Raw genomic sequence first — 23,985 nt, 5'->3', positions numbered from 1 at the left:
AAACTGTATCAAAAAAAACGATAAGATGTCCTATCTCGACAATATTCGCACCTTCGTTCGTGTCTATGATCTGGGCAGCATGTCTGCTGCCGGGAGGGATTTGCGTGTTTCACCGGCGGTGACTTCGGCGCGAATATCGCAGCTTGAGGATCATTTGGGCGTGCGTCTGTTTCAGCGGACTACACGTAACCTCAGCCCGACCGAGCAGGGACGTGCGTTTTACCCCGGAGCGGTTGCGGTCCTGGATGCCGTAGATGAAGCCGAGGCGCAGGTTGTTCACCTGACCGAAGCTCCCCGCGGGTCACTATTCGTAGCCGCGCCTTTGGGCGTCGGGCGCAGGTTATTAGCCCCACATGTGCCGGATTTTCTCTCGGAATACCCCGAAATTGATGTGCGATTGCGCCTGACCGACAGGTCAGTGGACCTGACGACCGAAGGATTGGATCTGGCCTTTTTCATTGGTCAGCCCGAGGACAGCACCCTGCGTATTCGCAAGATCGCGGATTGCGCGCGGGTTCTGTGTGCCGCACCGGACTATGTAAAACGTAGGGGGATGCCGCAAAACGGAGCCGATCTTGTGTCCGACAAGCACGAGTGTCTTAACCTGCGGTATCCCGGTGCTGCAGAGTTTCAGTGGATGCTGGAAACTCCAGACGGGCCAAGACGTTATGCCGTGTCGGGCCGGTTTGAATGCGATGACGGAGACGTTTTGACCGATTGGGCGTTGTCAGGGCAGGGGATCGCGATGAAACCTGTGTTTGAGGCAGCGGAACATCTCAAGGCAGGACGTCTGGTGGTGGTTGCGAAGGAGACACCTCCTGTCTCTGTTCAGATGGCGTGTCTCTATACCCATCGACGTCACCAGGATCCCAAGGCGCGTTTGTTCATGGATTTCATGATCGCGCGAATTGGCAAGGTTGTTCAAAACTCGGAGATCAACGGTTAGCAAAGGCTCCCGGCCGCGCGTAGCTTTTCTCGAAGGGCTGTAACCGCCACTATCCGCGCCGCGCCCAACGGGTGCGGCGCCCGGCTCAACAGGAGGAGGCCCGGCAGGGGCGATCGACGGGCGGGAGGTTCGCCCGGTCAGTTAGCTGCCACGATACGTGGAGTAGCTGTATGGCGATAGCAAGAGCGGCACATGATAGTGGGCGTCTGCTTCAGACATACCAAACCTGATTGGAATCTCATCCAGGAACAGCGGTTCGTCATCCGCCTGGCCAGAGGCGCGCAGATAGTCACCCGCACTGAAAACAAGCTCGTATTCCCCGGTTTCAAAGTTTGCTTGCGGTAGTATTGGGCTGTCTGTTCGCCCGTCTGCATTGGTCAGCATCTCAGCCAGTTTGTGGCGTCCGTCCTGGGTAATCGCGTACAGAGCAATTTTCAGCCCCTCTGCGGGACAGCCTTTGGCGGTGTCCAGAACATGGGTTGTCAGGTATCCTGCCACGCGTTTCTCCTCATATTCCGATCACCGCAACGAGTGGCTGTTGAAAACCGCAAACTGCAATCGAGCATTGATTGACGCAGTCTGGGGCGAAACCCGAGACTTTGGGAATGCCGAAAGAAAAGGAAACAGCGTTCGGATTGATTTGATAATACTGCATCCAATTCTGCGGTAAAGCGTAGGTAGTGTAACACAACTGAGACGGAACATTCATGCAGCCCCCTCGCTATCCCCGTGACATGATCGGATACGGAGCCAACCCGCCAAACGCCCAGTGGCCTGGCGGAGCAAATCTGGCCGTTCAGATTGTGCTGAACTACGAAGAGGGTGGCGAGAACTGCGTGCTTCACGGTGATGCCGCGTCCGAGGCCTTTCTGTCCGAGATTGTCGGCGCAGCGCAATGGCCAGACCAGCGTCATTGGAACATGGAATCGATCTATGAATATGGGTCGCGGGCAGGGTTCTGGCGTCTGCACCGCTTGATGAAGGACTTGCCCATAACCGTTTACGGTGTTGCGTCGGCGCTGGCACGGTCGCCCGATCAGGTTGCCGCCATGAAAGACGCAGGTTGGGAGATCGCAAGTCACGGCCTGAAATGGGTCGAACACAAGGATATGTCTGAAGCGGAAGAGCGCGCTCAAATAGAAGAGGCCATCCGCCTGCATACCGAGGTCGTGGGGGAACGTCCCTATGGTTGGTATACCGGCCGGTGTTCCGAGAACACCGTGCGTCTGGTGGCCGAAGAGGGGGGCTTTGCCTATGTGGCGGACACCTATGCGGATGATCTGCCCTATTGGATGCAGGCCTCTGGCCGGGACCAGTTGATCGTACCATATACTCTCGATTGTAACGATATGCGCTTTGCAACGCCGCAAGGTTTCAATTCGGGCGATCAGTTCTATTCCTATCTCAAAGACAGTTTCGACGCGCTTTATTCCGAGGGTGAAGCCGGTGCGCCCAAGATGTTGTCGATTGGTCTGCATTGCCGCCTGATCGGTCGTCCAGGTCGGGTCATGGCGCTGAAACGGTTTCTGGATTATGCGCGTGGGCACGCGGATGTCTGGTTCGCGACCCGTCTGCAGATCGCCCAGCATTGGGCAGCGCAGCACCCGCCTGTTTCAGGTCCAAAGCCGTCAGAAATGGCGCGGGACGCTTTCGTAGCCGCTTATGGCGGGATCTTCGAACATTCGGCGTGGATTGCAGAGCGCGCCCATGGGCTGGAACTCGGCGCGGCTCACGATACTGCCGGCGGGTTGCACAACGCACTGACGCGCATGTTCCGTTCGGCCTCTGATGAGGAGCGGTTGGGCGTGCTGACCGCGCACCCGGATCTGGCAGGCAAGCTGGCACAGGCCAAGCGACTGACGCAGGAAAGCACGGCGGAACAATCCTCGGCGGGGCTGGATGCGTTGACGGATGCCGAACGCGATGCCTTTACCGATCTGAATAGGCGCTATACCGACAAGTTCGGATTTCCCTTCATTATTGCTGTGCGTGATCATGACAAAGCCTCTATCCAGCAGGCGTTTCTGCGGCGGATAGATCAGGACCGGGAAACCGAATTCGCCGAGGCCTGCCGACAGGTCGAGCGTATTGCCGAATTCCGCCTGAGGGATGTGCTGCCTTCATGAAACATATCCGGACTGTTCTTTTAACGCCTGACGCTTTTGCCCCGTTCGGAGATGTGATCGAGGCATCGGGCGACCCGGACAAGATCATCAACCAGGGCCAGTGCGGGCGTTTTCATGACCGGGCGGCCCTTGATTTCGCGGGCGGCCGCGCCGGGATCAGCCTGTTCAACGCCAACCCCCGAACCCTGCCGTACCAGTTGGATATGGTTGAACGGCATCCTGATGGCAGTCAGGCCTTTGTTCCCATGACCCATCAACCCTTTCTGGTCGTTGTAGCACCAGATGTTGACGGGCAGCCGGGCGAGCCGTGTGCCTTTGTCACCCGGCCCGGTCAGGCGGTGAATTATCATCGTGGGACGTGGCACGGCGTTTTGACACCATTGCATGGCCCTGGATTGTTCGCCGTTGTTGATCGGATCGGCGATGGGCCCAACCTGGAAGAATACTGGTTCGATACCCCTTATCAGGTGGTGTCGTAGCCAAATGAAGCCGCAGCATAAGCGGTAAGACCCCCGTGAATCTGACAGAGAGGACAGTAACTCATGGCTGACACTTCAATAGGGACACCCGAACAGCTTCGGGATCCAAATTATACCCCGGCGCTGCACAAGGCAGTTCCGCTGGGCATTCAACATGTTCTGGCGATGTTCGTTTCGAACGTGACGCCTGCGATCATCGTTGCAGGGGCCGCCGGGTTTGGGTTCGGTTCGAACTCCCCCGATTTTCCCGAACTGCTGTACCTGATCCAGATGTCGATGCTGTTTGCCGGCGTCGCGACCTTGCTGCAAACGGTGACGATTGGCCCGGTAGGAGCGGCTTTGCCTATTGTTCAGGGCACCAGCTTTGCGTTTCTGCCGATCATGATCCCGCTGGTTGCTGGCAAAGGCGTCGATGGTCTGGCCGCATTATTTGGCGGTGTCATTATCGGTGGGGTGTTCCATGCCCTGCTGGGCACGGTGATTGGCAAGATCCGTTTTGCCTTGCCACCTCTGGTCACAGGTCTTGTGGTGACAATGATTGGTCTGGCGTTGGTCAAGGTCGGCATTCAATACGCCGCCGGAGGGGTTCCGGCCATTGGAACGCCTGAATACGGCTCGGCGCTAAACTGGTCGGCTGCTTTGGTCGTGGTTGTGGTAACGCTGGGGCTGAAGTTCTTTACCCGCGGAATGCTTTCGGTTTCTGCCGTTCTGATTGGTCTTGCGGTTGGGTATGTCTATGCCCTGATGGTTGGCATGATCACGTTTGAGGCAATCGGAACAAGCTGGAGCCGCGCTGCAACTTTCGCCCTGCCTGTGCCCTTCAAGTATGGGTTCGAGTTCTCATTCGCCGCCATAATCGGGTTCTGTCTAATGGCCTTTGTTTCGGCAGTTGAGACGGTGGGGGATGTGTCGGGTGTGACCAAAGGCGGAGCCGGGCGCGAAGCCACGGACAAGGAAATCACCGGTGCAACCTATGCTGACGGCTTCGGCTCGGCCCTGGCGGGCGTGTTCGGCGGCTTACCCAACACGTCGTTCAGCCAGAATGTCGGGCTGATCGCAATGACCGGCGTCATGAGCCGAAATGTCGTCACCATCGGCGCCTTGTTTCTGATCCTGTGCGGCCTGGTGCCCAAGGTTGGCGCGATCATCCGCACCGTTCCGATCGAAGTCCTGGGCGGTGGCGTCATCGTCATGTTCGGGATGGTTGTCGCCGCGGGTGTTTCGATGTTGTCCGATGTGGATTGGAATCGGCGCAACATGGTGATCTTTGCCATCGCGCTGTCAATCGGGTTCGGCCTCCAGCTCGAGCCGGGTGCGGTGCAACACTTGCCCGATACTCTGGGCATCCTGATGAAAAGCGGGCTGCTGCCTGCGGCTCTGATCGCCATCGTGCTGAATCTGATCCTGCCGGATGAGTTGGCCGATGAGGCAACCGAAGAAGTTTCGGGCGGCATGTCGGGGCACGGGTCGGGCAGCCTTCCCGGCAAGTAACCAAATGAAAATCGGCGGATCGCGTTAGGTCGCGGTCCGCCTATGTGTCGGCCATCATACGAGCGACATCCAGCATGCGGGCTGAAAACCCCCATTCATTGTCATACCAGCCAAAAACACGAACCTGAGTTTCGCCGATCTGCCGGGTTTCTGGCCCTGCGATGATCAGAGATTCCGGCCGCGTCCGCAAATCGGACGACACCAGCGGCTCATCCGTCCAACCCAGAACGGGAGACTCTGCAACGGCTGCACGTAGGGCGGCTTCAAAATCGCAGGCGCTCAGGCCGCGCTTCAGCGTCACAATCAGATCAACCGCGGAAACGCTTGCCGTAGGCACCCTGACCGCCGCGCCCGAGATGCGCCCGGCCAGATGGGGCAGGACTTCGTCTATCAGGTGCATAGCGCTGGTGGTGGTCGGGACCATCGACAGCGCTCCGGCGCGTGACCGTGCCAGATCACCACGCGGAGCGTCGATCATCGGCTGGCTGTTGGTGTAGCAGTGGATGGTGGTCATATGGCCCGACGCGACACCAGCGATCCCGTCCAGAACCTTGACCAGCGGAGCCAGCCCGTTGGTGGTGCAAGAGGCATTTGACACGATCCGCGCATTGCCCAGATGATCCTCATTTGCGCCCAGAACGATTGTGGCCTCGGTCGCGGGCGAGGGGCCGGAAATCAGTACTTTCCTTGCCCCTGCGGTCAGGCCTTGACTGGCAACATCCGATGTCCGGGCAACGCCGGTGCAGTCCATCAGGACATCTACACCGGACAGATCAACCCGGCTTAGGTTGGGGCTGTGTGTAATAGGAATAGCGTGCCCATCGACAACCAGTTGCGCAGTTCCCTGTTCCACTTTGCCCGGATAGGGCCCAAAAGTGCTGTCGTACTTGAACAGATAGGCGCAGGTCTCTAGCGGTGCGATGTCGTTGATCAGCACCAGTTCGATGTCGTGACCGAGCGGCATGGCCAGAAGCTGCCGCAAAATCGTGCGGCCGATGCGGCCGAATCCGTTAATTGCGAGTTTCATGCGCAAGCTATGGCAGTGGCTTGGATTAACCTCAATGCCAGTTTCCTGTCCGGGTCAGTTACAGCTGACCTGTGAAAAGAACTGGCCCGAGATGTTCTGGTACATGCTGGCCACAATCGGCTTGCACCCGGTTGCCTGCTGAATAGCCGCGATGGCCTGAATAGTGCGCAGCCGGGGCGGGGGGCCGAATGGGTTGAGATTGTTGTTATCACGTGTGGCACGGTATACGACCGGAGCTTCCGAAACCTGGGTAATGGCCCAGGTGCGGCTCATGACGTTGACGGTATTTGTCTCTTTGGCGGTTGCAGGGGTCACATCCAGGGCCGTCAGGCCGATTGCAGCCGCCAGTGCCAGCGTTACATTGCGCAGTGCCATCGTACAATCTCCTGAACTAAAACCGTTTGTTATTCCACCAGATTACCGCGCTTGCCCAGTCCCGCCAAGGCCGAATTTACCCTAGCGCCCGCCTGGTGAAAGAGGCATCTGGCGGTTCACATCTTTGTATAGCAGATATCGGAACCGCCCGGGACCGCCCGCATAACAGGCCTGAGGGCAAAAGGCCCGCAGCCACATAAAGTCTCCGGCTTCGACCTCGACCCAGTCCTGATTCAGCCGGTAGACGGCTTTTCCTTCCAGCACGTACAGCCCGTGCTCCATCACATGCGTTTCGGCAAATGGGATCACGCCACCGGGTTCAAAAGTCACGATGTTGACATGCATATCGTGGCGCAGGTCTTGCGGATCCGCGAAACGTGTTGTGGCCCAGCGACCCTCGGTGCCCGGCATTTCGATCGGGGCGACCTCTTGTTCATTGGTGATGATCGGGTCCGGCTTGGGCAGGCCGGGCACTGCCTTATAAGCCTTTCGAACCCAATGAAACCGCGCTGGCTGCTCCGTATGGTTGCGCAACGCCCATTTGGAACCAGCGGGGATATAGGCATATCCACCAGTTTCCAAAACGTGAATACTTCCCTCAAGCGTCAATGTGACCGCCCCTTCGACAACGAACAACACCGCCTGCGCTGCGGGGTCCGTTTCGGGCGTATCGCTACCGCCACCGGGCTGGACCTCCATGATGTATTGCGAAAAGGTTTCGGCGAACCCGCTAAGGGGACGTGCCAGAACCCACAGGCGGGTGTCTTCCCAGAAGGGCAGATAGCTAGTGACGATGTCGCGCATCGTACCCTTGGGTATAACGGCATAGGCCTCGGTGAACATGGCGCGATCAGTTAACAGGGTGTCCTGTCCGGGGTGTCCGCCATGGGGCGCATAATAAGTCGGGTGTGCCATCAAATGCCTCTGGTTCGTGTTTCGTGCACTATGCGAGGGACGCTCGGCATGGCCTAGCGTCAGAGTCGCAATAGGTTTCTTCGGGATAATTTGAAGGTTGCAGACTAGGGCTTGGCCCAGTGCCTTCCCGGGTATATCCTTGAATGTAAATTGGTTGCAGAATTGCGAGGCGGTATGAGAATTTGGGGATCACTATTAGTTGCAGGTGTTCTGGTACTGAGCATTGGTGTTGCCGGCAGCGCGAAACCGCTGTCTCGCATCATCGCAGAGTCGGGGTTGAGCCCGGATGATTTCACATTGCTGAGTGCAACCACAGACACCATGCTGGGCAGTGGTTTGCCGCAGGTTGGTGCCGAAAGTGAATGGATCAGCACCAAGACCGGGGCCAAGGGCACCGTCCGTGTGCGCGAGGTCCGCGATAATTGCGTGCATCTGCAGCATTTTATCCGACCTCCGAGTTCCGAGCAGACCCGTGAGATCAGAACCCGCAGGTGCCAGGATGCCAATGGTAACTGGATTTTCACACCCTAATTGGGTTGCTACACCCGCGCGCGACGCAGGTTATTGACGGCTCTACGGTCGCCAGTCTCCGGTTACTGCACCCGTTTAATCTCATATGGGGTGGGTGACGTCCCGTCACCCAACTGGACATCATGACGGTGGCTAAGTCATTCTCGGCCCAAAGGTAATGCCCGCGTGTCGGGGCGGAGGAGAAAACTCATGAACATGTCATTCGGCCTGCGCGAGGAAAACCGCGAACTGCTGACCCGCGTAACAGAGATGATCCGAAATGAAGTCATGCCGCTGGAAGAAGAGTTCCATGCTGAAATCAACAAAGGTGACCGCTGGCAATATACCCACCGGCAGGCGGATATCCTTGAAGGGTTGAAAGCCAAGGCCAAGGCGGCGGGATTGTGGAACTTCTGGCTGACTGACAGTGAAAAAGGGCTGGGTTTGACAACTGTGGAATACGCCTTTTTTGCTGAAGAAATGGGAAAGACCCCGCTGGGTGCCGAAATCTTCAACTGTTCGGCCCCAGATACGGGCAACATGGAAGTATTCGAGCGGTACGGGTCCGAAAAGATGAAGCAAGAGTGGCTCAAGCCGCTGCTCGATGGGCAAATCCGTTCGGCCTATCTGATGACCGAACCGGATGTCGCCTCTTCCGATGCCACCAATGTTTCGATGTCCTGTGTGCCGGACGGCGAATCCTACGTTCTGAATGGCGAGAAATGGTGGGCCTCAGGCGCCGGTGATCCGCGGTGCAAGGTCTATATCGTCATGGTCCGGACTGGCGGTGATGACCTGCCTGTTCACAAACGGCAGTCGATGATCGTGGTGCCAGCGGGAACGCCGGGGATCGAAGTGCTGCGCCCGATGGAAGTCTACGGCCATGATGATGCGCCGCACGGGCATATGCATATTCGCTTTACCAATGTCCGGGTGCCTGCCGAGAATATCCTGCTGGGCGAAGGGCGTGGGTTCGAGATCGCTCAGGGTCGATTGGGGCCGGGACGTATTCACCACTGTATGCGTGCTATTGGACAGGCAGAGATGGCCCTGGAGCAGATGTGCAAACGGTCGCTGCAACGCGAAGCATTTGGCAAGAAGCTGGCGCAGCTTGGGGCGAATTTCGATATCATAGCCGAATGCCGGATGGAGATCGAAATGGCCCGGCTACTTTGCCTCAAGGCTGCTTGGTACATGGATCAGGGCGATGCGCGCGCGGCGGCCCCGTGGATCAGCCAGATCAAGGTCGTGGCACCGCGGGTCGCATTGAAGGTGATTGATGAGGCGGTTCAGATGTATGGCGGGCAAGGGGTAAGTCAGGACACGCCGCTGGCGACCGCATGGACGCATGTACGGACCCTGCGGCTGGCCGATGGGCCGGACGCGGTGCATCGTCGTCAGGTCGCACGGACCGAGCTGAAAAAGCATACACAGGAAAAGGTCTGAGGTCCCAAGTGGTCTTGAAATCTGACATGTCCAGGTTGCCTTATTTCAGACTTCGCGCGGATGGGGTTTTTGTCGGCAATGACCCGGCGCGGGGTCCGTGGTCTGCCGAACATTGCCATGCTGGTCCGGTCAGCGGTCTGATCGTGCGCGCGGCGGAATCTGAAATTGGTCCGGACAAGATGCTGACCCGGCTGACGGTCGATCTGCTGCGCCCGCTGCCCCTGTCCGGGTTGCGGGTTGCGGCCGAGACGACGCGGCACACCAGAACGCTGGCGACCACTCGGGTTACTGTGCACGATCTGGACAACACTTTATGCGCCGTAGCCACAACTATGCACCTGGCCCGCCGCGACCTTGGCCCGGTTCCCAATGTCGCTCTCTCATCTCCGCAATTGGCGGACTCGGTGGACGGCCCATTTCCCATCGGCGAAATTCGGCACGATCTTCCTGGGTTTGCGACCTATTCCGATGTCCTCTATCCCAAGGGTGGAAATCAGGGCGTCGGTCCCAAAACGATCTGGATGCGCACGCCTCCGCTGCTTGGGGACGAGGTGCAATCTCCGATTCAGGCGCTGTGTCCACTGGCAGATTGCGGCAATGGCATTTCGTGGAATGCCCCCACAACCGAGATGGGGTTCATGAATACGGATCTGACGGTTCAGGTGCACCGCGAGCCGGTCTCGGATTGGCTGGCCTCCGAGTCTGTCTGCCATTGGCAGCCCTCGGGTATCGGCATGTCGCAATCGGTTTTGTATGACACCGAAGGGCCGGTTGGAACAGCCCTGCAGACCCTTGTGTTGTTCCCACCTGCCTGAGCCATCGGCCAGCTTCTGCGCGCCCGGCCCAAATGGGATTGCCGGGCGCAGGCCGACACCCTATCTTTCGCCCATGCGCTGGCTTGTGACCCTAGTGACCTGCTGTTTGCCGATCCCGGCGATGACGCACCCGCATGTCTTTATCGACACGGGGCTGGAATTCATTGTGGACGATTCCGGGCAGCTGACCCATGTCCGTGTGACCTGGGCCTATGACGAGTTCTACTCATTGCTTGTCCTCGAAGACATGAAGCTGGATCAGGATGGCGACGGTCTTCTAAGTGAAAGCGAACAGGATTTCCTGTCCGGGTTCGATGCACAGTGGGATCAAGGCTATAACGGCGATCTGGTCGTCTGGTCCGAGGCTGAGGTATTGCCGCTTTCTGGCCCACTGGAGCCGAAAGCATTGATGGAGGACGGGCGCATCGTGACCTCGCATCTGCGCAGTGTCGAAGGGGGGCCTGTACCGGCCACCGCCTTATCGGCCAAGGCGTTTGATGAGACATATTACACCGCATATGACCTGACGCGCCCGGTGACGGTTTCGGGGAGTAAGACCTGCCAGATTGACCGCGTCGAGCCGGATGTCGACGGACAGCTTGCCCAAATGCAGGCGTTTCTGCTGACGCTGGATACCAATTACGACCTTGAGGAAAATGACATCCCGATGGTGGGCGAAAACTTTGCAACCGAGATCCGTATTTCATGTCCAAATACCTGATTGTCCCGTTTGTTCTGGCGGTCGGAGTTCTGCTCTGGTTCTGGTTCAGCGGCGGGTTTGACCAACTTGCGGCATGGGCTGCCGGTGAACAGCGTGCGTTTCAGAACCAGATTGCGCGGTCGCTGCGCGCTGCCCGCGCCGAACAACCTCAGGCGGTCATGACTTTGTTGACGGTGTGCTTCGCTTACGGGTTCTTCCACGCCATCGGTCCTGGGCATGGCAAGGTCCTGATCGGTGGCTATGGGCTTGGTCGGCGTGTGGCGTTCTGGCGGCTTTCAGCGATCAGTGTGTTGTCCAGCCTTGGACAGGCCGTAACCGCGATTGTTCTAGTCTATGCCGGTGTGCTGGTGTTCCAGATGTCTCGGGAAAGACTGGTTGACACAACGGAGCAAATCATGGCCCCAGTCAGCTATGGGGCGATCACTGCGATCGGGCTTTGGCTAGTGTTTCGCGCCTTGCGGAGCTTTGCCAAACGTAGCCGGGATCACGGCGCAGATCATCATCACCACGATCACGAAACCTGTTCGGATTGCGGCCACCGGCATGGTCCGTCTGCGGATGAGGTGGCGCAGGTCGGTAGCCTGCGCGAGGCGGCGTTGCTGATCGCTGGAATCGCCGCACGCCCCTGTACCGGGGCGCTGTTTGTGTTGATCCTGACCTGGCAGATGGGCATCGCCATCGTTGGCATCGCCGGGGCGTTCTGCATGGCGCTGGGCACTGCGACAGTGACCACTCTGGTCGGGTGGACCTCATTCGGTCTGCGCGGCGGGATGCTGGCCTCGGCCTCAGCGACGCGGTTTGCACAGGTGCTAGCCCCAACCATCGAACTGGTCGCCGGGTTGCTGATTGCGGTGATAGCTGGTGGCCTTTTACTGCGCGCGCTTTAGTCGAACACCGGGTTCGGATAGCCGACCCGCGCAAGATACAACCCCTGCGGCGGACAAACCGGCCCGCAGGCGGCGCGATTCTCAGCTTGCAGCGCCTCTCGCACATCTTCGGGCGTCCAGGACCCGGCGCCGACACGTTCCAGAGTGCCGACAAAGCTGCGCACCTGATTGTGCAGGAACGACCGTGCCCGGACGTGGAAATGAACCTCGGGGCCTGAAAAGCCCTGCACCTGTTCCACGCGCAATTCATCCAGCGTCTTGACCGGGCTGGCCGCCTGACAGATCGTGGACCGGAACGTGGTGAAATCATGCCGTCCGATCAGCATGTCCGCCGCGGCCTGCATCGCATCAATATCCAACGGGTGACTGACTTGCCAAACCTGCCCCGCGTCATGGGTTGCAGGCGCGCGGCGCATCAGAATGCGAAACAGATATTGCCGTTCAAGTGCCGAGAACCGCGCATGCCAGTCATCGTCCACCCGTGCGGCTTTCACGATGGCCACTGGTTGCGGCTTGAGGTGATAGTTCAACGCTTCGGACAGTCGGAAAGGGTCCCATTCCTTGATCAGGTCGCAATGGGCGACCTGTCCTAGCGCGTGGACACCGGCATCGGTGCGACCCGCCGCAGCGATCGTGTGGTCCCCGGGTTGTATCCGCGACAATGCCTCTTCGATCGCCCCCTGAACCGAGGGCTGATCTTTCTGCCTTTGCCACCCGGCAAACGGCTTTCCGTGATATTCGACTTTCAACGCGTATCTGGGCATGGGCTGCTGGTACCGTGCTGCGCGGCGGCGGGCAAGGGGCCGGAAAGCGCTGGCATGTCGGACGGTGGCTACCTATCTTGAGCGAAACGATAAAAGCGGGGCGACGGCTTGGTCATCTCATCTATGGCAGACAGTCTTGTGCGCGGCATGGAATCCGTGGGCGACAGCGTTTCCGAAGCTCTGTTCGAGCCGGTCATCCGCCTTGGTGTCACCGGGTTGGCGCGTTCGGGCAAAACGGTGTTCATCACCTCGCTTGTTGCAAATCTGCTGGACCGTGGGCGAATGCCGGGCCTTGTTGCGCAGCATGAGGGACGGATCAACGCAGCTTACCTTCAGCCGCAGCCGGATGATACCGTGCCCCGGTTCGACTATGAAAACCATCTTGCTGCGCTGACCGGGCCAAACCCGCATTGGCCCGAAAGCACCCGCGCCGTGTCCGAGTTGCGCCTGTCGTTCAAGGTTCGCCCTGCCGGTCTGCTGTCTGGCCTGAAGGGGCCGCGAACCGTGCATCTGGATATTGTAGATTATCCGGGCGAATGGTTGCTGGACTTGGCCCTGCTGGACAAATCATATGACGACTGGTCAACCGAAACGCTGAACCGCATCACAGAGCGGGCCGAGGCACAAGAGTTTCTGGCGCAGGCCAAAGCGGTCGCGCCAGAGGCAAAACATGATGAGCCGGTGGCGCAATCTTTGGCGCAGGCGTTCTCGGGCTATCTGAACACGGCGCGCGATGCCGGGTTTTACGATTGTACGCCGGGGCGGTTCCTGTTGCCGGGTGATCTGGCGGGATCACCGGTTCTGACCTTCGCGCCGCTGCCAGTCGAAGGGGTCGCCACCCGTAACAGCCTGCACCGCGAAATGGCGCGGCGCTACGAAGCCTATAAATTGCGCGTGGTCAAACCGTTCTTTCGCGAACATTTTGCCCGGATCGATCGACAGGTTGTTCTGGTCGACGCGCTGGGTGCGATTCACAAAGGGCCGAAAGCGGTTGAGGATATGCGCCTGGCGATGGGAGATATCCTGTCGGCCTTCCGTCCGGGGCGCAACGCGTGGCTCAGCCAGTATCTTCTGGGCAAACGGGTCGAGCGCATTTTGTTTGCCGCCACCAAGGCCGATCATTTGCACCACCTGCAGCATCCACGTCTGACCAGCATCATGGAGGCGTTGACACGCGACGCCCGTGACCGCGCCAGTTTTGCCGGGGCCGAGACCTCGGCTGTGTCACTGGCGGCTTTGCGGGCAACAACCGAAGAGATGCGAACCCATGAAGGAGTGCCGCTTGCCTGCGTGCGGGGCACTTTGCTTGATGGCAAGCAGGCGGCCTTCTACCCCGGTGAGTTGCCCGAAGACCCGGCTCATTTGTTGGGGGCAGCCCGCAGCGGAGCAGAAAGCTGGCTGGGCGAAGACTATGGGTTCATGAGTTTTGCGCCTGCGAACCTGACTCTGCGATCGGGTGACGGCCCGCCCCATATCCGGCTTGATCGCGCGGCCCAGTTCCTGATCGGAGACCGGCTATGACCGTAACGCTCCGCCCTGCGCGCAGCACGGATGCTGGCGCGACGGGGAAAATCCTGCATGGTTTTGCTTGTGAAAATGAGTGGATGCCAGAGCTGCATTCCTGTGTCGAAACCATCGCCTTTTGCGGCGTGATGATTGATCGCGACTGGATCACCGTTGCTGAAAACGAGGATGGTGTAGTTGGTTTTCTGGCATTGAATGGTTCAGAGGTCCATTCGCTTTACCTGCGTGCGTCAGCGCGCAATCAGGGCATTGGGCAGCGCCTGTTGGATCAGGCGAAATCTGGCCGACAAAAGCTGTCCCTGTTCGCCTTTCAGGCCAACCATGGCGCGCGAAGATTCTACGAGCGCAACGGATTTGCAGAGATTGCCCGCGGTGACGGGGCCGATAATGACGAAAACCTGCCGGACATCAAATTTGTCTGGAACAGAGAAAGGGCTTCTGATGGCTAAGGGTCCAGTTCTGATCGATCTTGATCCCGAGGAACCTGTTGCGGATGTCGCTTTGGCACCGCCCGTTCCGGATGCGGGCGAACCACAGGGGAAGGCGATGCAGGCCGCCGCGCGTCTGGCTGCACGGAAACCGTCGGCCCTGTCACGCTGGTTCTGGGGACTGGCGGCGGCGGTCATCGGCGCGGTTGTCTCGGTGGCGGCATGGGATTTTGTGACCGCTTTGCTGTTGCGCGCGCCGGTTTTGGGATGGGTCGTAACTGGCCTGATTGGCGCGTTGCTGCTGGTTGCCCTGATCATCGCTTTGCGAGAACTTGCCGCGATCGGGCGGCTTTCGCGTGTTGATGGAATCCGTCGCGCCGGAGACACCGCGTTGGCAGAGGCGGATCTGACGCAAGCCCGCGCCGTAACCAACCGGTTGTTGGCATTTTACAACGGGCGCGAGGACGTTCGATGGGGCCGCGATAGGCTGGCCGAACGTATCGCCGAGCCTTTCGATGCCTCGGATCTGTTGGCTCTGGCCGAGGACGAGCTGCTGGCCCCTCTGGATGCCGCGGCCAGTCGAGAAGTCGAGGCCGCAGCGCGTCAGGTCGCGACGGTGACCGCTCTGGTTCCTTTGGCTCTTGCGGATGTGGCGACGGCTTTGGCAGCCTCGTTGCGAATGATCCGGCGCATAGCTGAGATCTATGGTGGAAGGGCCGGTTTTCTGGGCAGCTGGCGCCTGACCCGGGCGGTCTTTGTGCATCTGGTCGCAACCGGCGCGGTGGCAATGGGCGACGACTTGCTTGAACCGGTGCTGGGTGGGTCTGTCCTGAGCAAACTGTCGCGGCGGTTTGGCGAAGGCCTGGTTAACGGGGCGCTTAGCGCGCGCGTCGGCGTGGCCGCGATGGAGGTCTGCCGTCCTTTACCGTTCTCGGACCGTCACAAGCCCTCGACCCGGTCGATGATCAAGCGTGCGCTGGCGGGGCTGTTTTTGAAAACTTGACCTGAGACAAAGCGTTCCTGCCAGCCGCGCATCATAACAAAGCAGGAGGCACGTATGACAGACCATGGACACAGCCAGCAAGAAATCGCGGCACGTATCAACGCGCCGCCGGGGCGTGGCGTTTTGCGTGATGTGGTTTACGGCGGGATCGATGGATCAGTCACCACTTTTGCCATCGTTGCGGGCGTCGCCGGGGCGGGGCTGTCACCGTTCATCATCATAGCGCTGGGGCTGGCCAATGTGCTGGCTGACGGGTTTTCGATGGCGGCGGGGAATTACTCGGGCACCAAGGCTGAACTGGATAACATCCGGCGCATTCGCGCGATCGAGGAGCGTCATATACATCTTTACCCCGATGGTGAACGGAACGAGGTGCGCGAGATTTTAGCCCAGAAAGGACTGTCGGGCCGTGTGCTGGACGAAGCCACCGATGCGATCACGGAAAACCATGACAACTGGATCGACCTGATGATCGAGGGAGAATATGGCCTGGGCAGCGTCGATCCGCATCCGCGCAAAGCTGCGGTGGCGACGTTTTTTGCCTTTCTTGTGGCCGGCATGGTTCCGCTTTTGCCGTTTCTGTTTTCGGTGGACCGGGCATTTGCTGCTTCGGCCTGGATGACGATGGGTGTTTTCTTTGCCATTGGTGCCCTCAAAAGCCGCTGGTCGCTGGCTCCGTGGTGGCGGTCAGGGATCGAAACGCTGCTGATTGGTGGGGCCGCTGCCGCAATCGCCTATTTCGTCGGTTCACTGTTTCACCCCTAGCGGTCGGAATTGTCGCAGTTTGCCCGGTGCCGCAGACGGCTGCCGCTCGACCCGCTAGGTTGGGGCGCAACTTCAGCAGGTTAGGTGCCCGATGCAAGGTTCTGGGAAAAATATACTTGTTCTAGGCGCTTATGGGTTTATCGGCGCGGCGATGATGCGGTCTCTTTCGGATCGAGGTGCCAACGTATGCGGCCTTGTGCGCGATACAAACCTGGGTGAGAAAATCCTGCCAGGGATGTCTTTGGCTCAGGGAGATTTGCGCCAGCTCACGAACCCACACGATTGGCGGGAAATTCTGTCAGGTTTTGATTGTATCGTGAACTGCGCCGGGGCGTTGCAGGACGGACCAAAGGACGATCTTGAGGCGGTGCATCACACTGCGATTGCCGCCCTCGGGCAGGCCTGCGCCGCGCGCGAGATTGCTTTGGTTCAGATTTCTGCAACCGGAAGCAGCCCAGAGGCAGACACGGAATTCATGCGCACTAAAGCCTCCGGGGATGCCGCCTTGCAGGCCAGTGGTGTGCCGCTGTGGATTCTAAGGCCGGGCCTTGTGATCGGACAGACTGACTATGGTGGAACGACCTTGTTGCGCATGCTGGCCGCAATTCCGCTTGTGCAACCGATCGCCTATCCGCAGACGCTGGTTCAATGTGTTGGAATGGCCGATTTGTGCAGCGCCGTGGCGGCGGCCATTGATGAGACGTTGCCACAGGGTACCTATGATCTGGTCGAGGATCAGGCTCATTCGCTGTCCGAGGTTCTGGACGAAACCCGCCATTGGATGGGGTTCTCTAAGGCACGTGTTCGGATAACGGCACCGGCTGTGGTTGCTAAGTTCGCCGCCGGTTGCGCCGATCAACTTGGGCGCTTGGGGTGGCGTTCGCCCCTTCGCAGCAACGCAATGACGGTCATGGCTACCGGAGTTCTTGGCGACCCGGCCCCTTTTCGCAGGGTGACAGGCGAATTCATGGGTTCGATGCCCGAGATTTATCGCAGCATGGCCTGTTCCCGCGAACACAGGTTGGCTGCACGGATGTCGTTGCTGATGCCGTTGACGGTTGCGGTGCTCAGCCTTTTCTGGGTTCTCTCAGGTGTTTTCGGATTGCTGAGCCTGCCGCAAGCCACACAAGTCCTAACCGTCGCAGGCTGGACCAGTGGTGCCGCTGTGGCCAGCGTGCTGTTCTGGTCATGTGTCGATATCTTTCTGGGGCTTGCGATCCTTTGGCGACCATGGGCAGAACGCGCCTGCATCGCTCAACTTTGTGTGGCGGTTTTCTACCTATTGGCGGCCTCAATTACGGCTCCTGCCTTGTGGCTCGACCCGCTTGGACCGCTTGTTAAGGTCATGCCCGCGATCATGTTGTCTCTGGTCGCACTGCCAATGGTGAAAAGCCGATGATGGACCCGGATCTGATCTTGCGCTGGTTTCATGTGATCGGGGCCTGCGTCTTGTTGGGAACCGGGGCCGGAATCGCATTCTTCATGCTGATAGCCCATCGGTCACGCGACCCGCGTTTCATCGCCCAGACGGCGGCAATCGTGGTGCTGGCCGATATGCTGTTCACCACAACCGCCGTTGTTTTGCAGCCAATTTCAGGTGGCTTGCTGGCCTTCAGATTGGGCTGGTCACTGGTCGAAGGGTGGGTGCTGCTGTCACTATTGCTGTATGTCCTGACCGGTGTCTTCTGGCTGCCGGTCGTCTGGATGCAGATAAAGATGCGGAACTTCGCGCAAGAGGCGGCAGATCGCGATGCTGCTTTGCCGCGTTCGTATTTCATATTGTTCCGGCTTTGGTTTGCATGTGGGATCCCCGCATTTCTGGCCGTTTTGGCCATAGTCTGGCTGATGGTTTCCCGCCCTTCAATAGACCTGTTTTGATTTCAGGCCGTGTCGCGGTATGCAGGACGGTATTCCGGACTGTTTCTACCTGATGCATCAGGTTAGCCTGCAGAGAACTTGATAGGAGAAACAGGTTGGAATCCCTTCTGGTCCTTCTTGCGTTGGTTGCGCTGGCTATTCCTTTGACCATTGTGCTGCTGCTTGTCAGTCAGGTTCGGTTGCGGCGGCGGGTCGTCCAGTTAGAGGCGGACATCCTGTCACTGAAACATGGCACCAATACTGAACCAGAACTCGCGACAGAGCCCGAGTCCAAGGCGCAGACTATTCCGGCCAAAGCGCCTCCAGTGTGGCCGATAGCCGACCAACCTGAGACCGAACAGCCAATCCCCCCGCAATCTCCTCAAGAAGCACTGGTTTTCAGCTCTGACCGTTTCGCGTTGCTGCAGGAATGGCTGCAGGAAAACTGGTTCTATGTCGTTTCGGCACTGTCGCTGGCACTGGCGGGAATTTTTTTGGTGCAATACGGCGTCGAGAACGGGTTACTGCCGCCGTCGGCACGTGTCGTTGCCGCATTGCTGTTTGGCGCGGCGCTGATTGTCAGCGGAGAGGTCATTCGCAGGCGCTATGGCGATGGCGTGGACTCCGCGAGCGCCTATTTGCCCTCGGTGTTCTCAGGCGCGGGGCTGGTCACACTGTTTGGCGGCGTTCTGGCGGCGCGGCAACTATATGGCTTGATCGGCCCTGAATTTGCGCTTGTCGCCATGATTGGCGTTGCATCTGTCGGGTTGGTTTTGGGCTGGTTCCATGGTCCGCTATTGGCAGCTGTCGGACTGACAGGTGCCTTTGCCTCCCCATTCTTGGTCGGTGGCTCTTCGGATGATCCGACCTGGTTATATGGCTACTTCCTGACCATAACGGTTCTGGGCCTGGGCATAGACACCGTCCGCCGATGGGCGTGGATTTCGGTTCTGACACTGGTCGGAGGTTATTCTTCGTGTCTGCTGCTGGTCCTGTCGGAACCGATGACAGAGCCGGGCTATCTGACCTGCATCACCGCCTTTGCGCTCATCACTATTGCGATTCCGGTCCGGCGAATTTGGCCTGATCACACCGGCCCGATGGTCAGCGAAATGACCCGACGCCAAAGCGGCGAGGCATGGCCCGAGTTTCCGACGCGTCTGGCATTTGGTGCAGTTGCGGTCAGCTCGGCCATCCTGGCGCTGCACTGGCCGGATTCCGCCGGTGAGTTCTGGTTGAGCCTGACGCTTTTGGCTGGTCTGGCCTTTGCGATGATCGTTTGGACAAGCGGGGCGAGGGCACTTCAGGACATCAGTGTTTTCCCGATTGTTGGCCTTGTCTGGCTCGTATTTCTCCAGGGGTGGGATCGGGGCAAAGTCGCACAGCGTTTTGCTGAGACCTATGCCGAAACCCCCGAGGCGGATTTTCCCTTTGTCGTGACATTGCTTGTGGCACTGAGTGCAGCCCTTTCGGTTGCGGCGGCGTGGCGGTCGATGCAGCAGGGGCGCTATGGCGTGGTCTGGGCGGCTGGGGCGGTTATAACCGCACCGATACTTGCCATCGCGCTTGAAATCGCTTGGCGCCCGGCCGAGGTTTTGGGCGCGTATTTCTGGGGGCTGCACGCAATGGCTCTGGGTGCCTTGATGGTGGTCTTTGCCGAACGCTATGCGCGCGTGGATGGTGAACAACGTATACGTCCTGCGCTGGCCACGTTATCCGCGCTGTCCTGTCTTGCATTTGCCTGTGTCATCGTGCTGAGTTCTGGCGCCTTGACGATTGCGCTGGTTGTGACCGTTGTAGCCGCTGCCGCGCTGGATCGTCGGTTCAACCTGCCTCAGCTCAGTTGGTTTATCTGGGCCGGGGTCTTCACGGTGACTGTGCGGCTGATCCTGAACCCGGGCCTGTACTGGGCCAATACGGTGCCGGTCGGTGAAATGACGTTGGTCTATGGCGCCGCCACCCTTGGATATGTTCTCGCCTGGGGCCTGATCCGGGGATTGAACCGCCCCGTTGCAATCTTGCTGCTGGAAAGCGCAGCCTGGGCAACCGCGGGGATATTGCTGTCATTGCTGCTGCTGCGCTGGCTGGAAGGGTTCGGTCAAGGCGGGATGGAGGATAGCCATTGGGGGTTGGGCCTGATGGCGGTGATCTGGCTGCTGTTGGCGGCGGCACAGATACGGCAGTTCGATTTGGGCGGGCCGTTGAACTATGTCCGCTATGGGCTGGCGGCGTTCTTTGCCGCCCATGCCCTGTTCCGACTTGCGCAAGCGCTGACCGAGGCAAATCCCGTTCTTTTTGTGCACAGTGATCCCGTGTTGGGGCCTGCGCTGATGAACACGCTTGCCATAGCCTACCTTCTTCCTGCCGGGGTCCTTGCCATGTCAGCCTTGCGCATTGAACAGATGCCGGTTTGGTTGCGGCAGGGCTGTTTCGGTCTTGCGGGTGCGCTTGCAGCATATTGGCTGGGTGCTTCTATTCGTCATTTCTGGCAGGGTCCCGGTGGCATGTATGTCGGGGCTGGGGTCAGCCAACCAGAGCTTTACACCTATACCTTGGCCCTTTTGATTGCAGGCGCGGCGCTGTTTTATCAATCTTTGGCCCGTCGGTCCGACCTGTTGCGCAAAGTGGGGCTGGCTGTGATCGGACTGGCCGTGGCTAAGGTATTTCTGATCGACATCGCCGGGCTGGGCGGCCTGATCCGGGTCTTTTCGCTGCTGGCGCTGGGGCTTGCACTGGCCGGTTTGGCGTGGCTGAATCGCTGGGCAAAGCTGCGCCAATCGCCACAAGGGGCGGAACCTCTGGACCATTAGCTGTCGGCGTCCTATAAGCGCGGCCATGTATGCCCGTCTGGCCATCATTATTCGAATTATTTCCCCGGCGCTCTGACCACTGAGACGCCGGGCAAAGGTGTTTGAGAACTCGCACCGACCGCTTCGATCCCAATACGACCAGATCATCCAAAGGACGCCCCCAATGTGCGCCGACACGACCCAAACACCTGATTACAAAGACACGCTGAACCTGCCGAAAACCGATTTCCCCATGCGCGCAGGCCTGCCCAAGCGCGAACCCGCATGGCTGGAACGCTGGGAAGAGATCGGTGTCTATGACCGCCTGCGTGAAAAACAGGGCCGCACGCCCTTTACCCTGCACGATGGCCCTCCGTATGCGAACGGTCACCTTCATATCGGTCACGCGCTGAACAAGACGATCAAAGACATGATTGTGCGCAGCCATCAGATGATGGGCCACGACGCGCGCTATGTGCCAGGATGGGATTGTCACGGTCTGCCGATCGAATGGAAGATCGAGGAACAGTATCGCAAGAAGGGCAAGAACAAGGACGAGGTGAACGTTGTCGACTTCCGTCAGGAATGCCGCAAGTTCGCCGAGGGCTGGATCGACATCCAGCGTGAAGAGTTCAAGCGTCTGGGCATCACCGGCAACTGGGCCGATCCCTACATCACCATGGACTATCACGCCGAGGCTGTGATCGCGGATGAGTTCATGAAGTTCCTGATGAACGGAACGCTCTATCAGGGGTCCAAGCCAGTCATGTGGTCGCCGGTTGAAAAAACCGCGCTGGCCGAAGCCGAGGTCGAGTATCACGACAAGGAAAGCTTCACCATCTGGGTGAAGTTCAAGGTTGTGAATGCGGGCGATCTGGATGACGCGTTTGTTGTGATCTGGACGACGACACCTTGGACCATGCCGTCGAACAAGGCTGTGGTCTATGGCAAGGACATCTCCTACGGGCTGTACGAAGTCACTGATGCGCCAGAGGAATGCTGGGCTGCTGTTGGCGACAAGTTCCTGCTGGCGGACAATCTGGCCGCTGACGTGCTGGGCCGCGCCCGCTTGAACGACGACCAGTGGACCCGCGTCCGTGATATCACAGCAGATGAGCTGTCATCTGTCCAACTGGCCCACCCGCTGGCCGGGGCCGAGGGCGGTAATGGCGAATGGGATGACATCCGCGACTTCCGCGCGGCTGAGTTCGTGACCGACACAGAAGGAACGGGGTTTGTTCACTGCGCGCCGTCGCACGGGATGGAGGAATTTGAGCTCTACCGTGATCTTGGCATGCTGGAGCAGGTCATCACCTATAACGTGATGGACGATGGTTCGTTCCGCGCTGATCTGCCGTTCTTTGGCGGCAAATACATCCTGTCCCGCAAGGGCGGTGAGGGTGATGCCAACAAGTCCGTGATCGATAAGCTGGTTGAGGTTGGCGGGTTGCTGGCGCGCGGAAAGATCAAGCACAGCTATCCGCATTCCTGGCGCTCGAAGGCTCCGATCATCTATCGCAACACGCCGCAATGGTTTGCCTCGGTCGACCGCAAACTGGACGACGGCATGGGCGAAATGGGCGATAGCATCCGCGAACGCGCCCTGCGTTCGATCGACGAGTTGGTGAAATGGACCCCGCAGACCGGCCGGAACCGTCTGTATTCCATGATCGAGGCCCGGCCAGACTGGGTTCTGTCGCGCCAGCGCGCCTGGGGCGTACCGTTGACCTGCTTTACCAAGAAGGGCGCTCTGCCGACCGATCCCAATTTTCTGCTGCGCGACCCTGGCGTGAATGCGCGCGTCAAAGAAGCGTTTGAACAGGACGGGGCCGATTGCTGGTATCTTGACGGCGCGAAAGAGCGCTTCCTGGGCAATGACTATAACCCGGATGACTGGAATCAGGTGTTCGACGTTCTGGATGTTTGGTTCGACTCGGGCTCGACCCATGCCTTTGTGCTGCGCGACCGTGAGGACGGCACCGAGGACGGCATCGCCGATGTATATATGGAAGGCACCGACCAGCATCGTGGGTGGTTCCATTCGTCCATGCTGCAGGCCTGCGGCACCAAGGGCCGCGCGCCCTATCGCAACGTGGTGACCCATGGCTTTACGCTCGATGCCAAGGGCAACAAGATGTCCAAATCGCTGGGAAACACCATCGTGCCCGAAGAGGTCATCAAGCAATACGGTGCCGATATCCTGCGCCTGTGGGTGGCTCAGACCGATTACACCGCTGACCAGCGGATCGGACCTGAAATCCTGAAGGGCACCGCCGACAGCTATCGTCGGTTGCGCAACACCATGCGATTCATGCTGGGCTCGCTGGCTGATTTTTCTGAGGCCGACCGGGTGGACCCTGCGGATATGCCGCGCCTGGAACGCTGGGTGCTCAGCCGTCTGGCCGATTTGGATGAACAGGTGCGAAAAGGATATGCGTCTTTCGACTTCCAGGGCGTGTTCAGTGCGGTGTTCACCTTTGCAACCGTTGATCTGTCGTCCTTCTATTTCGACGTCCGCAAGGATGCGCTGTATTGCGACGGCGACAATCTGCGCCGTCGTGCCGCGCGCACCGTGCTGGATATACTGTTCCACCGTCTGACCACATGGCTGGCCCCAGTTCTGGTCTTCACTATGGAAGAGGTCTGGCTGGAGCGTTTCCCGGGTGACGACAGCTCGGTCCATCTGGTGGACTTCCCGGATACGCCCGCCGACTGGCGCAATACCGAGCTTGAGGCTGGCATGGCCAAGATCCGCCGGGTCCGCCGCGCTGTGACTGCCGCGCTCGAAGTTCAGAGACAGGATAAGGTCATCGGTTCCAGCCTTGAGGCCGCACCGATCGTGCATGTCGAAGATGGTGAAACCCGCGATCTTCTGGCAACGTTTGACGTCGATGACATGTGCATCACGTCCGGTTTGACCGTCACCGGAGATCCGGCCCCGGCCGAGGCGTTCCGCCTGCCGGAAATCGAGGGCGTGGCCGTGGTGTTCGAAAAGGCTGAGGGCGAGAAATGTCAGCGCTGCTGGAAAATCCTGCCTGATGTGGGGCGCCATGCACATGACGGCGTGTGCGGGCGCTGTAACGACGCGCTGAGCTAATCAGTGTTCTGCGGCTGAGG

At 59.1% G+C, this 23,985-nt stretch carries 22 protein-coding genes; 17 read left to right on the top strand and 5 right to left on the bottom strand.

The annotated features are described in order from the left end of the window. Nucleotides 1-25: 25 nt before the first annotated feature. A complete protein-coding gene (locus tag AC2FFF_RS18805) occupies nt 26-946 on the top strand; it encodes a LysR family transcriptional regulator (RefSeq protein ID WP_496793106.1) in 921 nt (306 codons plus the stop codon). 141 nt (nt 947-1,087) lie between these two features. On the opposite strand, the gene uraH is transcribed toward AC2FFF_RS18805, so the two are convergent. Further along, nucleotides 1,088-1,444 (bottom strand): hydroxyisourate hydrolase, encoded by a 357-nt coding sequence (gene uraH / locus AC2FFF_RS18800; RefSeq protein ID WP_142640109.1) that lies wholly within the window; start codon nt 1,442-1,444, stop codon nt 1,088-1,090. 209 nt (nt 1,445-1,653) lie between these two features. Between uraH and puuE the strand changes: the two genes are divergently transcribed. From puuE to AC2FFF_RS18785, 3 genes are all read left to right on the top strand, one after another. Continuing rightward, complete coding sequence (gene puuE / locus AC2FFF_RS18795; protein WP_496883046.1) at nt 1,654-3,072, top strand: allantoinase PuuE; 1,419 nt, start codon at nt 1,654-1,656, stop codon at nt 3,070-3,072. Next, nucleotides 3,069-3,551, top strand: coding sequence for an ureidoglycolate lyase (locus AC2FFF_RS18790; RefSeq protein ID WP_281973829.1), 483 nt, complete (start codon nt 3,069-3,071; stop codon nt 3,549-3,551). Before puuE ends, AC2FFF_RS18790 begins: the two co-directional genes overlap by 4 nt. Before the next feature lie 63 nt (nt 3,552-3,614). Next, nucleotides 3,615-5,042, top strand: a complete 1,428-nt coding sequence (locus AC2FFF_RS18785) for a nucleobase:cation symporter-2 family protein (RefSeq protein WP_142640116.1) — start codon at nt 3,615-3,617, stop codon at nt 5,040-5,042. Nucleotides 5,043-5,082: 40 nt separating this feature from the next. Here the strand turns inward: AC2FFF_RS18785 and AC2FFF_RS18780 are convergent, their stop codons facing one another. The 3 genes from AC2FFF_RS18780 to AC2FFF_RS18770 form a co-directional block, all read right to left on the bottom strand. Continuing rightward, a complete protein-coding gene (locus AC2FFF_RS18780) occupies nt 5,083-6,069 on the bottom strand; it encodes a type I glyceraldehyde-3-phosphate dehydrogenase (RefSeq protein ID WP_142640118.1) in 987 nt (328 codons plus the stop codon). 54 nt (nt 6,070-6,123) lie between these two features. After that, nucleotides 6,124-6,444 (bottom strand): hypothetical protein, encoded by a 321-nt coding sequence (locus tag AC2FFF_RS18775; RefSeq protein WP_142640120.1) that lies wholly within the window; start codon nt 6,442-6,444, stop codon nt 6,124-6,126. An 81-nt stretch (nt 6,445-6,525) separates the two neighbouring features. Next, complete coding sequence (locus tag AC2FFF_RS18770; protein WP_271952308.1) at nt 6,526-7,359, bottom strand: bifunctional allantoicase/(S)-ureidoglycine aminohydrolase; 834 nt, start codon at nt 7,357-7,359, stop codon at nt 6,526-6,528. A 174-nt stretch (nt 7,360-7,533) separates the two neighbouring features. Between AC2FFF_RS18770 and AC2FFF_RS18765 the strand changes: the two genes are divergently transcribed. From AC2FFF_RS18765 to AC2FFF_RS18745, 5 genes are all read left to right on the top strand, one after another. Next, entirely contained in the window at nt 7,534-7,890 is a 357-nt protein-coding gene (locus tag AC2FFF_RS18765; protein ID WP_281973828.1) for a hypothetical protein, read from the top strand. 189 nt (nt 7,891-8,079) lie between these two features. After that, nucleotides 8,080-9,315 (top strand): acyl-CoA dehydrogenase family protein, encoded by a 1,236-nt coding sequence (locus AC2FFF_RS18760; RefSeq protein WP_281973827.1) that lies wholly within the window; start codon nt 8,080-8,082, stop codon nt 9,313-9,315. A gap of 26 nt (nt 9,316-9,341) precedes the next feature. Continuing rightward, nucleotides 9,342-10,130 (top strand): thioesterase family protein, encoded by a 789-nt coding sequence (locus AC2FFF_RS18755; protein ID WP_281973826.1) that lies wholly within the window; start codon nt 9,342-9,344, stop codon nt 10,128-10,130. 73 nt (nt 10,131-10,203) lie between these two features. Further along, the gene (locus tag AC2FFF_RS18750) at nt 10,204-10,851 is read left to right on the top strand and encodes a DUF1007 family protein (protein WP_281973825.1); all 648 of its coding nucleotides are present in this window, start codon (nt 10,204-10,206) and stop codon (nt 10,849-10,851) included. Next, the gene (locus AC2FFF_RS18745; RefSeq protein WP_142640132.1) at nt 10,836-11,738 is read left to right on the top strand and encodes a nickel/cobalt transporter; all 903 of its coding nucleotides are present in this window, start codon (nt 10,836-10,838) and stop codon (nt 11,736-11,738) included. Before AC2FFF_RS18750 ends, AC2FFF_RS18745 begins: the two co-directional genes overlap by 16 nt. On the opposite strand, the gene truA is transcribed toward AC2FFF_RS18745, so the two are convergent. After that, entirely contained in the window at nt 11,735-12,502 is a 768-nt protein-coding gene (gene truA, locus AC2FFF_RS18740) for a tRNA pseudouridine(38-40) synthase TruA (protein WP_281973824.1), read from the bottom strand. The genes AC2FFF_RS18745 and truA overlap by 4 nt on opposite strands. A 108-nt stretch (nt 12,503-12,610) precedes the next feature. Between truA and AC2FFF_RS18735 the strand changes: the two genes are divergently transcribed. The 8 genes from AC2FFF_RS18735 (at nt 12,611) to ileS (ending at nt 23,965) form a co-directional block, all read left to right on the top strand. Beyond that, on the top strand, nt 12,611-14,023 hold the full coding sequence (locus AC2FFF_RS18735; RefSeq protein ID WP_281973823.1) for a YcjX family GTP-binding protein: 1,413 nt from the start codon (nt 12,611-12,613) through the stop codon (nt 14,021-14,023). Then, nucleotides 14,020-14,475: a GNAT family N-acetyltransferase gene (locus tag AC2FFF_RS18730; RefSeq protein ID WP_281973822.1), complete on the top strand. Its 456-nt coding sequence runs from the start codon at nt 14,020-14,022 to the stop codon at nt 14,473-14,475. The genes AC2FFF_RS18735 and AC2FFF_RS18730 overlap by 4 nt, the downstream gene beginning before the upstream one ends. Beyond that, a complete protein-coding gene (locus AC2FFF_RS18725; protein WP_281973821.1) occupies nt 14,468-15,457 on the top strand; it encodes a YcjF family protein in 990 nt (329 codons plus the stop codon). Before AC2FFF_RS18730 ends, AC2FFF_RS18725 begins: the two co-directional genes overlap by 8 nt. A gap of 54 nt (nt 15,458-15,511) precedes the next feature. After that, nucleotides 15,512-16,222 (top strand): VIT1/CCC1 transporter family protein, encoded by a 711-nt coding sequence (locus AC2FFF_RS18720; RefSeq protein WP_281973820.1) that lies wholly within the window; start codon nt 15,512-15,514, stop codon nt 16,220-16,222. 91 nt (nt 16,223-16,313) lie between these two features. Further along, on the top strand, nt 16,314-17,621 hold the full coding sequence (locus AC2FFF_RS18715; RefSeq protein WP_496883045.1) for an SDR family oxidoreductase: 1,308 nt from the start codon (nt 16,314-16,316) through the stop codon (nt 17,619-17,621). Further along, nucleotides 17,621-18,100: a DUF2269 family protein gene (locus AC2FFF_RS18710; RefSeq protein ID WP_282027840.1), complete on the top strand. Its 480-nt coding sequence runs from the start codon at nt 17,621-17,623 to the stop codon at nt 18,098-18,100. The genes AC2FFF_RS18715 and AC2FFF_RS18710 overlap by 1 nt, the downstream gene beginning before the upstream one ends. 95 nt (nt 18,101-18,195) lie before the next feature. Beyond that, nucleotides 18,196-20,889 (top strand): DUF2339 domain-containing protein, encoded by a 2,694-nt coding sequence (locus AC2FFF_RS18705; protein WP_496751139.1) that lies wholly within the window; start codon nt 18,196-18,198, stop codon nt 20,887-20,889. Between the two features lie 163 nt (nt 20,890-21,052). Next, complete coding sequence (ileS, locus tag AC2FFF_RS18700) at nt 21,053-23,965, top strand: isoleucine--tRNA ligase (protein WP_281973817.1); 2,913 nt, start codon at nt 21,053-21,055, stop codon at nt 23,963-23,965. The last annotated feature ends 20 nt before the right edge of the window (nt 23,966-23,985 follow it).

It is taken from the genome of Ruegeria sp. YTSA226 (assembly GCF_059609905.1).
This window is presented reverse-complemented; position numbering and strand designations above follow the sequence as displayed.

Coding starts and splice junctions, on each gene's coding strand:
- ileS (WP_281973817.1), top strand. CDS start 21,053: ATGTGCGCCGACACGACCCAAACACCTGATTACAAAGACACGCTGAAC.
- AC2FFF_RS18770 (WP_271952308.1), bottom strand. CDS start 7,359: ATGGCACACCCGACTTATTATGCGCCCCATGGCGGACACCCCGGACAG.
- AC2FFF_RS18730 (WP_281973822.1), top strand. CDS start 14,020: ATGACCGTAACGCTCCGCCCTGCGCGCAGCACGGATGCTGGCGCGACG.
- AC2FFF_RS18785 (WP_142640116.1), top strand. CDS start 3,615: ATGGCTGACACTTCAATAGGGACACCCGAACAGCTTCGGGATCCAAAT.
- AC2FFF_RS18755 (WP_281973826.1), top strand. CDS start 9,342: ATGTCCAGGTTGCCTTATTTCAGACTTCGCGCGGATGGGGTTTTTGTC.
- AC2FFF_RS18775 (WP_142640120.1), bottom strand. CDS start 6,444: ATGGCACTGCGCAATGTAACGCTGGCACTGGCGGCTGCAATCGGCCTG.
- AC2FFF_RS18780 (WP_142640118.1), bottom strand. CDS start 6,069: ATGAAACTCGCAATTAACGGATTCGGCCGCATCGGCCGCACGATTTTG.
- AC2FFF_RS18750 (WP_281973825.1), top strand. CDS start 10,204: ATGCGCTGGCTTGTGACCCTAGTGACCTGCTGTTTGCCGATCCCGGCG.
- AC2FFF_RS18715 (WP_496883045.1), top strand. CDS start 16,314: ATGCAAGGTTCTGGGAAAAATATACTTGTTCTAGGCGCTTATGGGTTT.
- AC2FFF_RS18790 (WP_281973829.1), top strand. CDS start 3,069: ATGAAACATATCCGGACTGTTCTTTTAACGCCTGACGCTTTTGCCCCG.
- truA (WP_281973824.1), bottom strand. CDS start 12,502: ATGCCCAGATACGCGTTGAAAGTCGAATATCACGGAAAGCCGTTTGCC.
- AC2FFF_RS18720 (WP_281973820.1), top strand. CDS start 15,512: ATGACAGACCATGGACACAGCCAGCAAGAAATCGCGGCACGTATCAAC.
- AC2FFF_RS18805 (WP_496793106.1), top strand. CDS start 26: ATGTCCTATCTCGACAATATTCGCACCTTCGTTCGTGTCTATGATCTG.
- AC2FFF_RS18710 (WP_282027840.1), top strand. CDS start 17,621: ATGGACCCGGATCTGATCTTGCGCTGGTTTCATGTGATCGGGGCCTGC.
- AC2FFF_RS18765 (WP_281973828.1), top strand. CDS start 7,534: ATGAGAATTTGGGGATCACTATTAGTTGCAGGTGTTCTGGTACTGAGC.
- AC2FFF_RS18745 (WP_142640132.1), top strand. CDS start 10,836: ATGTCCAAATACCTGATTGTCCCGTTTGTTCTGGCGGTCGGAGTTCTG.
- puuE (WP_496883046.1), top strand. CDS start 1,654: ATGCAGCCCCCTCGCTATCCCCGTGACATGATCGGATACGGAGCCAAC.
- AC2FFF_RS18725 (WP_281973821.1), top strand. CDS start 14,468: ATGGCTAAGGGTCCAGTTCTGATCGATCTTGATCCCGAGGAACCTGTT.
- AC2FFF_RS18760 (WP_281973827.1), top strand. CDS start 8,080: ATGAACATGTCATTCGGCCTGCGCGAGGAAAACCGCGAACTGCTGACC.